Source organism: Streptomyces canus (assembly GCF_001514145.1).
GTDB classification, from domain to species: Bacteria; Actinomycetota; Actinomycetes; order Streptomycetales; family Streptomycetaceae; genus Streptomyces; species Streptomyces canus.
Window position 1 is genome coordinate 1 of record NZ_KQ948657.1, and the last position, 13,545, is coordinate 13,545.

Sequence of the window (13,545 nt, forward strand, 5' to 3'; positions counted from 1 at the left end):
TACCGATTCAAACCCCTCACCTAGCTCCAGAGCAGCCATGCACAATCACTCCGGAGCCGTGTGCGCATTTCGAATCCTGCCGGGGGCACCCTGTATGAGGTGCCCAAAGACCCCGTCACCAGCGGAAACGCTGAGGCCGGGGTCTTCGCGTATGTGCAGGCGTATGCCGCTCGGAACGGCCGTATGTCGGGGTCCGTGGACTATTTATGGAAACGATCTTGAGGCGTTGTCCTGGTCAACCTCGGGAACGGCGAAGGCCCCGGACGCATCCAGGGGCCGCACCGTGCAAAGGTGCCGTTCGCTAGTCGGCCGTGACGCCCCAGTAGCCGATCTGCTCGGGTCGGCCGTCACGGTAGAGCACCGTGCAGTTTCCTTGGGCACGGCCCGGGAAGGCCAGCCGCTCGGAATCGAGGGCGTCGTCCCACTCCTCGTATGTGGGCCGGCCTTGGGGAGCCCACGCGCGCACTTCATCGTCTGTCAGCGGCCGCATGAACGGACCATCGTCGGTATCCGTGGCGTCGATCATGAGGGGGAAGTCCAGCACAGTGCACGTGCCGCCAGTGAAGATGTACTCCTGCCACTCCCGGTCGCGCCACAGTTCTTCGATGGATCGACCTACGAAGCCGTGGTTGTCCCGTGCCAGGGTCTCTTCCTGAGCCTGCCGGAACGCCACCGCCAGGTCCTGCTGATACGGGCCCGTGTGGCTCCATGCGTTGCCGCCCATCGTCGTCCCCTCCCCATCTGAACTGCTCGAACGTAACCGCAGGGTAGGAGACGGCGCCGACAGCGCACCGCTCTTGATCATCCTTCTCGCGCAACAGCTCTTCGATCTTGCGGTTGGCGATCTCCTGCCGACCGTCGATGCACTTCGCGTAGCGGCTCAGCAGGACCTCGACGCTGTTGCCCGCACGTTCGGCGACCTCGGTTGCGTCGACCCCGAAGTTGAGCCAAGTCGACAGCGCCGAGTGCCGAAGGTCGTACGGGCGGGCGGCGAGTGGCGAGGTGACGGCGGCCAGTGGAAGAGCCAGGGCGCGAGCCTCCTGCCACCCAACTGCTCCCCCGCGTTCATTGGTGAAGAGCCGTCCGTCGCCGGCCACCCCGAAGGTGTCGAGGTGATTCCGCAGGCTCGTGAAGAGGTGAGGCGGGATTGGCACAGGCCGGACCTCTTCCACGGGCCGGTTCTTGAAGCCTCGGTCGTCGTGGGTTTCGCCGGAGTCGGTCCACTGCTTGCCGACGCTGGGACGAGTGCTGTTCAGCAGTGCCGTTAGCTCGGGGCGGCGGCCATGGCCGGGCTTCAGCACTGCCGGTCGTTGCGGTCCACGTACGCGATCTTGAGGCCAGGAAATAGCCCATGGCAGGCTCATGCCGCATGATCGATGAATTCGCGAAGGGTACCCTGCACGGGCGACTGCGGCGGGACCGCAAGGCGCTGCTCTGGAAGCTCGACGGCCTGTCCGAATACGACGCCCGCCGACCTTTGACAGTGACCGGGACCAACCTCCTCGGCCTGGTCAAACACGTGGCCAGCGTCGAGGCCAGGTACTTTGGCGAGGTCTTCGACCGGCCGTCCCCAGAACCGCTGCCCCGGTGGCAGGACCATGACGGCAGCGATCTGTGGGCGGCTGAGGACGAGGCGCGCGATCAGATCATCGAGTCCTACCGGCGCACGTGGGAACACTCAGACGCGACGATCGACGAGCTTGCCCTCGATGCCCCGGGCCACGTGCCGTGGTGGCCGGAGCCTTATCCCAACACGAACCTCTTCGCCATCCTGGTCCACGTCCTCGGCGAGACCAACCGGCATGCCGGGCACGCCGACATCCTGCGCGAAGGCGTGGACGGCCGAACCGGGCTGCGCCCCGAACACGAGATGCAGATCGATGAGGACGCCCGCACCGCCTACTGCGCGAAGATCGAGCAGGCCGCCAGATCGGCCGCATCAGTCGAGGCATAGAAGGCTGTCCCCCGTGACTTGATGCTTGATGTTCGAGCGGCATGGTGCCGGCCGTGAGTGCTGATCTGTCGAAGCGTCTGGTTCCTGGTGAGCTCTGGAGGGTGGTCGCCCCGTTACTGCCGTCATTCGCGGCTCGACCGCAAGGTGGCGGGACTCCTCCGCGCGACCAGCAGGGCGTGTTCACCGCAGTGGTGTACGTGCTGACCAGCGGCTGTGCCTGGCAGCATCTGCCGCCGACGTTCGGCACATCCTCCGCCACCGCGCATCGCCGCTTCACGGTATGGACCGAGGTCGGCCTGTGGCGTCGGCTGCATCGGGCGGTGCTGGACGAACTCTGGGTCCGGGGCGCAGGGGATCGCGCCCCTGTAGCAAGGTGATTTGGCCCCACTTCGAATGGGTGGTTCCGCTGGCTCCGACAGAGGTCGTATTCGGGGGTCTCGGTCAGACCTCCGTCAGCGCGACCCCAGCCGGGCTGACGGTCTTGTGCGGCCTACTGTCAGCGCGGGGTGCGCCATACCAGCGCCACTTGGTAAGGCGCGGCCGACCCGGCAGTTCCGTGCGGCCGGTGGCCCAAAGGAGGGTTGGCCACCGGTCGGTATCGGTCGGGGCGTCGGGGAAGAGCCGGTCCAGCACGCGGCCGCACAGGTCTGCGGGCGGCGTCCAGTCAACGCCCAGACCCTCGGCGACGTCGTGGGTGTGCACCAGGGTCTCGACGATGCCCATCGCGGCGAAGCCTTCGGGGTCGGCAGGGCCGAAGACGTGATGCGCCCGGACCGTGGGTGGCATCGTGCGGACGATTGCGGCCAGCAAGGCGCCGCTGGCATCCAGTACTTGCAGCAGACCGGCTGGGCCAGCCTCGCGGTCTGCGAAGACAGCATTCGCGGGGCCGCCCGGCCTCTTGCGATCCCACGCGAACGGCACGTGAGTGTCCAGCGGCGGGTTCGCCGGGCCCAGTTGGACGGCGTAGGAGAACAGGTCGTCGGCCAGGTGCTCGACCGTCTCCCAACAATCCCACTCCAGGGAACCAGCCTTGACACTCCAGTCCGGCGCCTTCGCCGAGCGCAGAGCGGCGAGCGCCAAACGGACGGCATGTTCGACATCGGCCGCGGTAACCGGGCCATTCGGTGATCCCTGCGCTTCAGCCATGACGGGACCGTATCAATGCCTCCCGAGCGAGCGCGGTAGAACTTTCCCTACTTCATCAAGGCTCGCTCCGCTCGCGGCCGTCCTGCTCCGGCCGCGAGCGCCAACCGCCCTATGCCCTGGGGATCTTGCTCCGGTGACGCCGGGTACGCCCGCGGGGAACCGCCGCCGCGATCCGGCCTGGGGTGGAAGACCCATCAGCAGCCGTAGGACCCACAAGGCGCACGAGCAGGAGACACCCCATCGAGACCATGAGACCGGAGCCGCCCAACGGAGTCGGGATCGATCGAAGGGGACCGAGGGGCCGCGCACGCGCGGCGGCGCCCACCCCTCAACTGTCGACCGTCAGTGCACGGCCGAGACACCACGAAGCCCCCGACCGCTGCGTCCGGTTGGAGCCCGTCGCCTGAGCGAGCCGCGCGACCCAACCGGCAGCTCGCCTACGTGCGGTGCTTGTGCAGTTCGATGGCCAGTGGGGTGGCGGTGAACATCGAGGAGTACGTGCCCACCGCGAGGCCGATGAGGAGGGCGAGGGCGAAGTCGGTCAGGGTGTCGCCGCCGAGGACGGCCAGGGCGGTGAGGATGAATGCGGCGCCCATGCCGGTGTTGACGGTGCGGGGCAGGGTCTGCAGCAGCGCCTGGTTGGCGGTGCGGGCGAAGGGCATCTTGCGGTCGTGGCGGCCGAGTTCCCTGATGCGGTCGAAGACGACGACGGAGTCGTTGACGGAGTAGCCGATCACGGTCAGCAGCGCGGCCAGGAAGACGCCATCCACGGGCTTGCCGAGCCAGGCGAAGATGCCGGTGAGGATCACGACGTCGTGGGCGAGGGCGGCGACCGCCGAGGTGCCGAGCAGCCAGCGGAAGCGTGCCGCGAGATAGATCAGTTGGGCGGCGAGGGCGACAGCGAGGGCGATGAGGGCGCCTTGGCGTAGTTCCTTGCCGAGGCTGGGCCCGATGGCTTCGTCGCGAATCTTGTCGGCTTGGTATGTCAGGTCGGTGATGGTGTCGGTGATCGCCGTTGCCTGGGTGTTGCTCAAGTGGTGGGTACGGACGGTGAGCTGGTTCTCGCCGGAGGTCTGGACGACGGCCCGGGGGAATCCCGCGTCGGCGAGCGCGGCGCGGGCCCGGTCGGCGTCGACGGGGGCGGCCGTGGTGTATTCGATGAGGCGGCCACCGGTGAACTCGACGCCGAAGTCGAGGCCGCGCACGGCGATGCCGGAAGCGGCCAGGACGAGGGCGGCGGCGGAGGCGGCCAGCCACCGGCGCGGGTGGCGCATCAGGTTCGGGTGGGTACGGGCGAGGCGATCGCGGACGGTGCCGGTGTGGGCGATGCCGGTGAGGTGGGGACGGCGGCGCAGGCGGGGGCGGGCGACGGCGTAGTCGGCCAGGGCACGGGTGATGACGAGGGCGCTGAGCATGGAGGCGAGGACGCCGATGCCCAGCGTGACGCCGAACCCGCGCACAGGTCCGGAGGCGAGGAAGAACAGCAGGCCGGCGGCGATGAGGGTGGTGATGTTGGAGTCGGCGATCGCGCTGAAGGCCCTGCGGAATCCGGCGGTCAGGGACGACCGTGGGGTGGGGCGGTGGCGAGAGGCGTACTCCTCGCGGGCGCGTTCGAAGACGAGCACGTTGGCGTCGACCGCCATGCCGATGGCCAGCACGAAGCCGGCCAGGCCGGGCAGGGTGAGGGTGGCGCCGAGGGCGGCGAGGGCGGCGTAGGAGATGAGGCCGTAGCAGGCCAGGGCGACGGTGGCCAAGGCGCCCATGAGCCGGTAGACGGCGATGATGAACAGCGAGGTCAGAGCGGTGCCGATGACGGCGGCCCAGGCGCTGGCCCTGATGGCTGCCGCACCCAGGGTGGGGCCCACGGTGCGTTGTTCGACGGTCTCGACCGGAACCGGCAGGGCGCCGCCGTTGATGAGCAGGGCCAACTCTTTCGCTTCGCTGTCGTTGAAGGTGCCGGTGATCTGGGTGGAGCCGCCGCTGATGCCGGACCGGCAGGCGACGGACGGGTCGACCTGCGGCGAAGAGATGATCTTGTCGTCCAGGACGATGGCGATCCGGCGGGCCGGGTCTCCGGCCGCGTGGCAGGCGGCCTCGCCGGTCAGGCGGGCCCACCCCTGTTCGCCCGATCCCCTGAAGTCGACGGTGACGTGCCATCCGGCACCGCTCTGCTGGTCGAAGCGGGCGGCTGCCTTCTCCACGTCCTTGCCGGTCAGTGAGGGCGCCTGAAGGCGCAGAAGTTGGCCGGACTCGTCGGCCACGACCTGCTCGCGGGGCCGCTTGGGCAAGGGAGTTGGCAGGTCGTCGGTGTTGGCTGCGGTGCCGAGTACCTGGTGGAAGGTGAGCTGGGCGGTGCGGCCGAGCACCTCGGCCGCCTTGCGGGGATCTTGCAGGCCGGGCAGTTCGACGACGATCCGGTCGCTGCCGGAGCGGGCGATGCCCGGTTCGGCGACACCGAGCGCGTCGATGCGGCCGCGCAGCACCTCCACGGTGCGGTCCGTCGCCTCGCCGTCGGCGTCGGCAGCGGCGGTGGGGCGGGTTTCCAGCACGATCTGGGTGCCGCCCCGCAGATCGAGTCCGAGGTGGACGGGCACGGTGAGCGCGACGTACAGGGACAGGGCAACGGCAGCGAGGGCGATCAGCCCTCTGATGTGCGGGGATCGGTTCACAGCGGGCCTCCGGCAGGCACACCGCGGCCAGGGCAGTGGCTGCGGTCGGGAAAGTCGGGAAAGGAAGAAAGGAGAGGAAGAGGTTCAGGTGCCGGAGAGCGCGGGCGGTGCCCTCACCCCGTGCCGAAGTGCCGGTTGCTCCGATGCGGGCGGGCCCGCTGCCGAAACCGGGGGCTGCGCGCGCCGGGGCCGGTCGGGCACTGGGTCAGGTGACGCGCCCGGGGCGGAGACCGGCGGCGCAGGGCGCTCGCCCGCGGCATCCCGATGGCTGCGAACCGCGGCGGTGGAGACGGCCGGGTCCGCGCTGTCCGCGTACGGGTCAGCGTGCGCCGACTCCTCGGCCGCGAGCAGCGCGCCGACCGGTGCGCCATGGTGCGTACCGCCCAGGGCGGGCGGGCTGAGCAGAGTGATGAGGACGGCGAGCAGGGCGGCCAACGCCAGGCCTCGGCCTGGGCCGGGACCCCGGGTGCGCGCGACGGTGTGCGTGCAGCGGACCACCACCGCCCCCTTTCCATGAGCCCTGAGCGGTCAGCGGGCTCAGGCTTGGATGAGGCCCGCGCGGATCGCGTAGCGGGTGAGTTCCAGCCGGTCACGCAGGCCGAGCTTGTGCAGCAGGTTCTCCCGATGCCGGTGGACGGTCTTGATGCTGATGAAGAGCATCTCGGCGATCTCCTTGGACGAGTGGCCCTCGGCCACGAGCTTGAGGACCTCCTCCTCGCGCGGGGTCAGCACCTGATCGGGCGGCTCCTCACCGTGGCGGACCCGGTCGAGGTAGTTGCGGATGAGCGCGGTGACCGCACCCGGATACAGGAAGGGCTCGTCGCGCATGGCGGCGCGGCATGCCGCCACCAGGTCGCGGTCGGCCACGGACTTCAGCACATATCCGCTGGCACCGGCCTTCAGCGCTTGGAAGAAGTACTGCTCGTTGTCATGCATCGTCAGCATCAGCACCCGCACGCCGGGCTTGAGCGCGAGAAGTTCCCGGGTGGCCTGCAGACCGGTCATCCGGGGCATGGCGATGTCCATCACCGCCAGATCGACCTCATGGGTGCGGGTCAGCTCGATGGCCTCCGCGCCGTCCCCGGCCTCGGCGACGACCTCCAGGTCCGGCTCCCGGTCGAGGATGAGCCGCACCCCGCGACGTACCAACGCATGATCGTCGGCGAGGAGGATACGGATCACGGATGGGTGCGGCGTGGTCATGGCTGCTTCCTGAGGGGCACGGTGAGCCGGACCGTCGTACCGGCCTGCGGCTGGGAGGTGACATCCAGAGTGGCCCCGATCAGCAGGGCCCGCTCGCGCATTCCGCGCATTCCCGCTCCTTCGCGGGCCACCCCGGTGCCGCGGCCGTCGTCGACGACGGCCAGCACCACCGCCTCGCCGGCGTGGCGCAGGCTCACCTCGACCCGGCCGGCCTCGGCATGACGGGCCGCGTTGGTCAGGGCCTCCTGGGCGACCCGGTACAGCACCAGCTCCGTCTGATGGTCCAGCGCGGGCAGGCCGGTCTCGAAACGACGCACCACACGCAACCCCACGTGGGTGGCGAACTCGCCGGTCAGCGAGGTCAGCGCGCTGACCAGACCGAGGTCCTCCAGTACGCCCGGCCGGAGCCGACGCACCAGGCGCCGTACCTCGTCCAGGCTCCCCCGGGTGATCTCCTGTACTTGGCGCAGGTCACCGCGCAGGGGCTCGTCCGCGTCGTCGGCGGCCCGCTCCAGCGACAGCAGGATCGCGGTCATGCTCTGGCCCACCTCGTCGTGCAGTTCCTGGGCGATGCGGCGCCGCTCGGCTTCCTGCGCGAACAGGGCGCGGGCACTGCTGGACGCCCGTTCGTGTTCGAGGCGCTCGAGCATGGCGTTGAAGGTGCGGATCAGTTCGGCGGTCTCACCGCGTCCCCCTTCCGGCAGTCGTTGCCCGGGGCGCAGCAGATCGACGGTGGCCATCAGCCGCGTGAGCCGGTCGAGCGGGGCCAGTCCGATCCGCAGCAGGGCCGCGTTCGCGACCAGCATGACGACCAGGCCGGACACGAGGATGATCGCCTCGGTCAGGACCACCGGCACGGAGACGGTCACCGGTGCCCACAGCAGCAGCGCGGTGGCACTTCCCAGTACCACCGCGTTGAGCGCGAAGATCCGCCAGAACAGGGACACCCGGATGACGCCTTTCTCCGTGTGACACGGCGCTGTCTCTACTGTCGGTCACCGCGCACCCCGAGCGTGAGCTGCGTCCACTGGTACTGACCGGTCTGCCGTCCAGGCTGCCCGCTGCCGGTCCACGCGGCCATGGGCTCCAATGCCCATTTCCCGCGCCTGGCCTGCCCACGCCGTGATGGGCCACGGGCCATGCCACAGATGGGTATCGCGCCCGATGGGCTTTGCGCCGCGTCGCGGCCACGGTAGAGGCATGAATCGCCACCCCTGACTCCCTGCCCGACGCCGCCATCGCCTCGCCGCGTCACGGAATTACGGAATTACGGAAGAAGGATCCGCCATGTCACTCGATACGCCCCGGACCGAAGCCCATCGTGAGCGGCTGACGGCGCACGAGGCTCTCCAGCGCCTCGAACACGAACGTGCCTCCCGCCTCACCCAGTTGCGGGCCATCGGGCAGGCCGGGCCGGACACCGAGGAACAGGTGACGTCCACGCACATGGACACCCTCCAACGAGTCCTCACCGAGATCGAGGCCGCCTTCGCCCGCGTCCAGGACGGCAGCTACGGCACCTGCCGCAAATGCACCAGGCCCATCCCTGTCGAACGCCTGGAAATCCTGCCCTACACGCCGTTCTGTGTGCCCTGCCAGCGCGACACCGCCTGACAACCAGGCATCCCCCCTCCCTCTCCCGCCCTGCCCAAGGGGTGAATCGGTGAACCACCAGATCATCGACGACCACGACACCACTCTCTCGATCGAGGACGTCGCCGCGCTGCGCGCGAACCTGCACGAACAGCGCCTGTTCCGCCAGGAACAGCTGCAACAGCTCTCCGGCCCCGCCACGACCCGCGCCGACGCACGTCTCGACCGGCAGGCCGCCTCCCAGATCGAGGTCCGCGTCCAACTCGCCGCCTCCGCCCGCATGGTCCTCGCCGACGTCGAAGCCGCCCTCGCACGCATGGACCGGGGCCGGTACGGCACCTGCCATCTGTGCCGCGGGCCCATCGCCCGCGAACGGCTGATGATCGTGCCGCAGGCCCGCTACTGCGCCCGATGCCAGCAGGTCAGGGAGGCCGGCCGATGACCAGCGCCCCCGGTCCCCGTCCGCCGGCGGCCCGGCACCGCCCGTGGCCCTGGTGCCGGCAGTGCACCGGCCTCGCCCTCGACATGGGCAGCGCCCGCACCCGCGCCTGGATGTCCGGACGGCGAAGCATCCTCGACGTGCCCACGGTGACCGTCCCGGGCGACAGCGCCACCCACCCCGTCCAGCGCGGCACCATCGTCGACACCCCCGGAACCGCCCGCATGCTGAACCGGCTGCTCGGCCACCGCCTGCCCCGCTTCGGCCGTCCCCTGCTCATCCTGACCACACCCGTACTGGGCGGCATCACCTACCGGGCCGAGGCCCGCACCGCGGTCGAGGTCCTGCGCCCGCGAACGGTACTGACCGTCCCCACCGCGCGCGCTGTCGCCGTGGCCGCGGACACCGACCTGACCCGCCCCCTGCTCGTCCTGGACATCGGCGCCCACCTCACCGAGGTCACGCTCCTGACCGACGGCGCGGTGACCGACGCCCGCCACACCGCCCTGGGCACCGGCGACCTGGAGGGCCGCACGCCGGCTGCACAACTCACTGACGCGGTCGGGGCGATGGTGACCGCCATGCTGGACCAGGACCGCACCTCACAGACACTCGATGCCCTCCAGCGGGGCGTGCTCCTCGCCGGTGGCGGCGCGCTACGACCCGACATCACGTACCACCTCAGCCGCAGGCTCCGCGCTCCCGTCCGGTCCGTCCCCGCTCCGCACACCGCAGCCGTCCGCGGCGCGGCGCGACTCCTGCAAGCCGCTCACGCCCACCCCTCCGCCACCGGAATCCCCGACATGGCGCACCCTCATTGACCCACCGCCCCCCTACCGGCAAGCGCCCAGCGAGGCTGCCACGCTCATGCGGAAGGAGATTCACGTGGCCCGCGCAACACCCCCGGCACGCCCTCCCGAAGAACTCCCGCGCCTTTGGCTGTGGCGCTGGCGGCGCAACCCCCTGCGCCGCCGTACCGACCTCGCGCAGGCGTGGATCGCGGTCGGCCTGTTCCTCGTCGTGGCGGCCGCCACCCCCGTCGCCGTCTTCCTGACCGGCACCACTGCCTACCGCCACCACAAGGAGATCGCCCGGCACCAGGCCATCACCCGGTACGACACTCCCGCCGTACTGCTCCACGATGCCCCTCGCCACCCGGAGCCGGGATCGTACGAGGCGAGGAAGACCCTGTACCCGGCCACTGTCCGCTTCACCGACCCCGCGGGCACGCCCCGCACCGCGGAGACCGACGTCGCACCCGCCCTGACCGCCGGCAGCACCGTCCGGGTCTGGGTGAACGCCGACGGAAAGATCACCGACCCGCCTCTGACCATGGAACAGGTCCGCAGCCGCGCCATGGGCTGCGCCCTCCTTGCCGCCCTGGCTGTCCCCGTCCTCGGTGCCGCCCTCCATGGCTACGCCAACCGCAGGCTGGAGCGGCACCGTCTCACTCAGTGGGACGCGGCCTGGGCCGAGATCGCCCCCCGCTGGACTACGTCTCGCTGACCTGTCGGCGGCAGCCCTGTCAGTGCGTCAGTCCTGCTTTCCGCGGCCGGTGAGCATGTCGCGCAGGCGGTCGACCATGCCGGCACCGGGCGCGAGGAGTTTGTTCGCGGGCGGGGTGTCCGGAGCGGACGGGTGCGGGCGGGTGGGAGCGTGCTGCTTGGCCGAGCGGACCTTCTCGCCGAGTTCCTCCAGAGCGTTGGCGGAACAGACCTCGGCCAGCAACGGGAAGATCCTGTTCTCCTCGTCGCTGACATGCGCCGTGACGGAGTTCTTCAGCCGCAGGATCAGCGTGTCGAATTTCCCGTCTCCGGGCCGGCAGCCCTCGAGCTCCTTGAGCATGCGCTCGACTTCGGCGTGGTCGGCGACCTCCTTGTCGGCGAGGTCGTCTCCCCCGTCGACGTACCGGCGCACCGCCGGGTACAGGTACTCCTCCTCGGCCACCGAGTGCCGAATCAGTTCCATGGTGAGCCGGTCCGCCAGTTCACGTCGCTTCTGGTCGGTTCCCGGCAGCGCTTCGATCTGCGCGAAGAGGTCGTCCACCTCGCGGTGGTCCGTAGTCAGTTCCTGGATGACGTTTCCGCCGTGTCCCATGGTTCTCCACTCCTTGTCGTTGCCAGATACCTGCCACGGGCGTACCGGCGGCCTCACACCGGTCCGCCACTTCACTCCGGTGGCCGAGGAGGAGTACCCAGGCTTTTCGGTGATGCAGGGCGGGAACTCGCTGATCCGTCCGAACCCGCCGGCGTTGAGGAGGCCGCCGTGACCGAGCAGCAGCACACCCAGCAGGACCCGGCGACGCAGCACCCGCGCCCGGATTTCCCGGCGCAGGACCAGCCGCACCCGGGCTGGACCGGAGCGATGGACCCGCCGCCCGATCACGGCGAGGAGTCCTACCGCGGCACGGGCCGGCTGGAGGGCCGCAAGACCGTCATCACGGGCGGGGACTCCGGCATGGGGCGGGCGGTGGCGCTGGCCTTCGCCCGGGAAGGCGCCGACGTGCTGTTCACCCATCTGGAGGAGGAGACGGACGAGGCGCGCGAGACGTCCCGCCTCGTCGAGGACGCCGGCCGCAAGGCGGTCGCCGTACCCTGCGACATCATCAACTCCACGTCCGTGCAGGCGTACAAGCCCAGTCCGCACCTGCTGGACTACGCGATGTCGAAGGGCGCGATCGTGACCTTCACCCAGGGGCTGGCCCAGATGCTCGCGGAGCGCGGCATCCGCGTCAACGCGGTCGCGCCGGGCCCGGTGTGGACGCCGCTGATCCCCGCGACGCTGCCCGACACCGTGGAGTTCGGCAAGCAGAGTCCGCTGGGCCGCCCGGCCCAGCCCGCCGAGCTGGCCCCGGCGTACGTCTACCTGGCCTCTCAGGAAGCGAGCTTCGTCACCGCCGAGATCCTCAACGCGACCGCCGGCACGCCCCTGCCGTGAGCCACGGGCGGGCTGACCACGCCCTCGGTGCCGGCGCGCACCTACGGGGCACGGATAGCACTTGGATTCGAAGTTTGGGCCGCTCCGGAGTGGTGAGGCGCCCGGGATGCACGAGCAACTTGTCACGGTCGCCCCTCGGGAAAGACCCGCAGCGCAGCGTCCCGTGGAGCGCGACGCCTACTTCGACAACACCAAGTATCTGGCGATCGTGCTGGTCGCGGTGGGACACGCGTGGGAGCCGTTGCGGGACGGGAGCCGAGGCGTCTCGGCGCTGTACCTGCTCGTGTACGCCTTTCACATGCCGGCGTTCATCGTCGTCTCCGGGTACTTCTCGCGGAATTTCGACGCCGGTCCGCAGCGGCTGCGGAGGCTGGTGACCGGGCTGGTCGTGCCGTACGTCGTGTTCGAGACGGCGTACACGTTCTTCACCCGGTGGACCGACCAGGAGCCGGACCGGCCGGTGAGTCTGCTGGATCCGTTGTATCTGACCTGGTTCCTGGTGGCGCTGTTCGTGTGGCGGCTGACCACTCCCCTGTGGCAGCGAGTGCGTCATCCGGTGCCACTCGCCCTCGCCGTGGCGATGCTCGCCACCCTCACGCCCTCCATCGGCGACGATCTCGATCTGCAGCGTGTCCTGCAGTTCCTGCCGTACTTCGTGCTGGGCCTGTGCCTGAAGCCGGAGCACTTCCGCCTGGTCCGTCGCCGGGCCGTACGGCTGGCGGCCCTGCCGGTGTTCGCGGTCGCCCTCGCGCTGGCCTACTGGGCGGTGCCGCGGATGAGCGGGGCCTGGTTCTACCACCGGGACAGCGCCCAGGAGCTGGGTGCGCCCGCCTGGTCGGGACCGGTGATGACGCTGGTCACCTTCGGGTGCTCGCTGATTTTGGTCGGGTGCTTCCTCGCGCTGGTGCCCGGGCGGCGGACCTGGTTCACCGGGCTGGGCGCGGGCACGCTCTACGGCTATCTGCTGCACGGCTTCCTCGTCCAGGGCGCCCGGTTCTGGGGCTGGTACGGGCCCGCCTGGGTCCACGAACGGCTCGGCGCGGCCGCGGTCGCCCTGATCGCCACCGCCGTCGTGACCGCCCTGTGCACCCCACCGGTCCGACGCGCCCTGCGGTGCCTGGTGGAACCGGACATGCGGTGGGCCTTCCGTCAACACGCGCCCCGACCAGGGCGCACCTGAGGCGAGTGGGCCGCACGACGCAGCGGCGGCATCACCGCTCGGCGCGCCCGGTCGCCGTAACCGCGCGGCCGGCGCGCGCCGGAGAGCACGTGGCCGTAAGACGAAACAGCGACACGACCGCCCGGCGCGCCCAGAACTCCTCGCCGCCGCTTCCACCGTGACCGCGCGGTGAGCCTTCCGACCGCAACCGGCCCAAGCCGAACGCGCGCCGGAGATCACGCGGCCGTACGACGAAACAGCGGCAGAACCGCTCCGCGCGCGCGGTCACCCTCGACCGCGCGGCGAGTCCGACAGCACACGACCCAAGCCGGACACGCGACGGAGAGCAGATGGCCGCACGACGAAACAGCGACACGACCGCCCGGCGCGCTTAGAAATCCTCGCCGCAGCCGCCACCGTGACCGCGCGGTGAGCCTTCCCGGGA

At 70.2% G+C, this 13,545-nt stretch carries 14 protein-coding genes and 1 pseudogene; 8 read left to right on the forward strand and 7 right to left on the reverse strand.

Annotated elements, in window-relative coordinates; all coding sequences use genetic code 11:
- Nucleotides 1-301: 301 nt before the first annotated feature.
- Nucleotides 302-724 carry a hypothetical protein gene (locus AQJ46_RS04800; RefSeq protein WP_059204433.1) on the reverse strand — a complete coding sequence of 141 codons (423 nt, stop codon included), beginning with the start codon at nt 722-724 and terminating at the stop codon, nt 302-304.
- A gap of 85 nt (nt 725-809) precedes the next feature.
- Nucleotides 810-1,265: pseudogene (locus AQJ46_RS57030) on the reverse strand (tyrosine-type recombinase/integrase); the annotation flags it as partial.
- 104 nt (nt 1,266-1,369) lie between these two features.
- On the opposite strand from AQJ46_RS57030, the gene AQJ46_RS04810 reads away from it, so the two are divergent.
- On the forward strand, nt 1,370-1,954 hold the full coding sequence (locus AQJ46_RS04810) for a DinB family protein (protein ID WP_059204435.1): 585 nt from the start codon (nt 1,370-1,372) through the stop codon (nt 1,952-1,954).
- A gap of 53 nt (nt 1,955-2,007) precedes the next feature.
- Complete coding sequence (locus tag AQJ46_RS04815) at nt 2,008-2,331, forward strand: transposase (RefSeq protein ID WP_159063993.1); 324 nt, start codon at nt 2,008-2,010, stop codon at nt 2,329-2,331.
- A 64-nt stretch (nt 2,332-2,395) separates the two neighbouring features.
- Here the strand turns inward: AQJ46_RS04815 and AQJ46_RS04820 are convergent, their stop codons facing one another.
- The 4 genes from AQJ46_RS04820 to AQJ46_RS04835 all read right to left on the reverse strand — a co-directional run bounded on the left by AQJ46_RS04820 (nt 2,396) and on the right by AQJ46_RS04835 (nt 7,919).
- Nucleotides 2,396-3,100 (reverse strand): hypothetical protein, encoded by a 705-nt coding sequence (locus tag AQJ46_RS04820; RefSeq protein WP_059204437.1) that lies wholly within the window; start codon nt 3,098-3,100, stop codon nt 2,396-2,398.
- A gap of 437 nt (nt 3,101-3,537) precedes the next feature.
- On the reverse strand, nt 3,538-5,769 hold the full coding sequence (secD, locus tag AQJ46_RS04825) for a protein translocase subunit SecD (protein WP_059204438.1): 2,232 nt from the start codon (nt 5,767-5,769) through the stop codon (nt 3,538-3,540).
- A gap of 537 nt (nt 5,770-6,306) precedes the next feature.
- Nucleotides 6,307-6,972 (reverse strand): response regulator, encoded by a 666-nt coding sequence (locus AQJ46_RS04830; RefSeq protein ID WP_059204439.1) that lies wholly within the window; start codon nt 6,970-6,972, stop codon nt 6,307-6,309.
- Nucleotides 6,969-7,919, reverse strand: a complete 951-nt coding sequence (locus AQJ46_RS04835; RefSeq protein ID WP_059204440.1) for a HAMP domain-containing sensor histidine kinase — start codon at nt 7,917-7,919, stop codon at nt 6,969-6,971. Before AQJ46_RS04835 ends, AQJ46_RS04830 begins: the two co-directional genes overlap by 4 nt.
- Nucleotides 7,920-8,259: 340 nt before the next feature.
- Between AQJ46_RS04835 and AQJ46_RS04840 the strand changes: the two genes are divergently transcribed.
- The 4 genes from AQJ46_RS04840 to AQJ46_RS04855 all read left to right on the forward strand — a co-directional run bounded on the left by AQJ46_RS04840 (nt 8,260) and on the right by AQJ46_RS04855 (nt 10,510).
- Nucleotides 8,260-8,586, forward strand: coding sequence for a TraR/DksA family transcriptional regulator (locus tag AQJ46_RS04840; protein ID WP_059204441.1), 327 nt, complete (start codon nt 8,260-8,262; stop codon nt 8,584-8,586).
- 49 nt (nt 8,587-8,635) lie between these two features.
- Entirely contained in the window at nt 8,636-9,007 is a 372-nt protein-coding gene (locus tag AQJ46_RS04845) for a TraR/DksA family transcriptional regulator (RefSeq protein WP_059204442.1), read from the forward strand.
- On the forward strand, nt 9,004-9,825 hold the full coding sequence (locus AQJ46_RS04850; RefSeq protein ID WP_059204443.1) for an acetate and sugar kinases/Hsc70/actin family protein: 822 nt from the start codon (nt 9,004-9,006) through the stop codon (nt 9,823-9,825). The genes AQJ46_RS04845 and AQJ46_RS04850 overlap by 4 nt, the downstream gene beginning before the upstream one ends.
- A gap of 64 nt (nt 9,826-9,889) precedes the next feature.
- On the forward strand, nt 9,890-10,510 hold the full coding sequence (locus tag AQJ46_RS04855) for an Rv1733c family protein (RefSeq protein WP_107117210.1): 621 nt from the start codon (nt 9,890-9,892) through the stop codon (nt 10,508-10,510).
- A gap of 27 nt (nt 10,511-10,537) precedes the next feature.
- Here AQJ46_RS04855 and AQJ46_RS04860 read toward each other — a convergent pair whose 3' ends face one another.
- Complete coding sequence (locus tag AQJ46_RS04860) at nt 10,538-11,101, reverse strand: hemerythrin domain-containing protein (protein ID WP_059205100.1); 564 nt, start codon at nt 11,099-11,101, stop codon at nt 10,538-10,540.
- A gap of 168 nt (nt 11,102-11,269) precedes the next feature.
- Between AQJ46_RS04860 and AQJ46_RS04865 the strand changes: the two genes are divergently transcribed.
- Nucleotides 11,270-11,941 (forward strand): SDR family oxidoreductase, encoded by a 672-nt coding sequence (locus AQJ46_RS04865; RefSeq protein ID WP_059204445.1) that lies wholly within the window; start codon nt 11,270-11,272, stop codon nt 11,939-11,941.
- 106 nt (nt 11,942-12,047) lie between these two features.
- Nucleotides 12,048-13,121 carry an acyltransferase family protein gene (locus AQJ46_RS04870; protein ID WP_059204446.1) on the forward strand — a complete coding sequence of 358 codons (1,074 nt, stop codon included), beginning with the start codon at nt 12,048-12,050 and terminating at the stop codon, nt 13,119-13,121.
- Nucleotides 13,122-13,545: the final 424 nt, after the last annotated feature.

Excerpts from the sequence above, each read along its gene's own strand:
- AQJ46_RS04850 (WP_059204443.1), top strand. The coding sequence starts at position 9,004 with ATGACCAGCGCCCCCGGTCCCCGTCCGCCGGCGGCCCGGCACCGCCCG.
- AQJ46_RS04810 (WP_059204435.1), top strand. The coding sequence starts at position 1,370 with ATGATCGATGAATTCGCGAAGGGTACCCTGCACGGGCGACTGCGGCGG.
- AQJ46_RS04860 (WP_059205100.1), bottom strand. The coding sequence starts at position 11,101 with ATGGGACACGGCGGAAACGTCATCCAGGAACTGACTACGGACCACCGC.
- AQJ46_RS04800 (WP_059204433.1), bottom strand. The coding sequence starts at position 724 with ATGGGCGGCAACGCATGGAGCCACACGGGCCCGTATCAGCAGGACCTG.
- AQJ46_RS04840 (WP_059204441.1), top strand. The coding sequence starts at position 8,260 with ATGTCACTCGATACGCCCCGGACCGAAGCCCATCGTGAGCGGCTGACG.
- AQJ46_RS04820 (WP_059204437.1), bottom strand. The coding sequence starts at position 3,100 with ATGGCTGAAGCGCAGGGATCACCGAATGGCCCGGTTACCGCGGCCGAT.
- AQJ46_RS04870 (WP_059204446.1), top strand. The coding sequence starts at position 12,048 with ATGCACGAGCAACTTGTCACGGTCGCCCCTCGGGAAAGACCCGCAGCG.
- AQJ46_RS04830 (WP_059204439.1), bottom strand. The coding sequence starts at position 6,972 with ATGACCACGCCGCACCCATCCGTGATCCGTATCCTCCTCGCCGACGAT.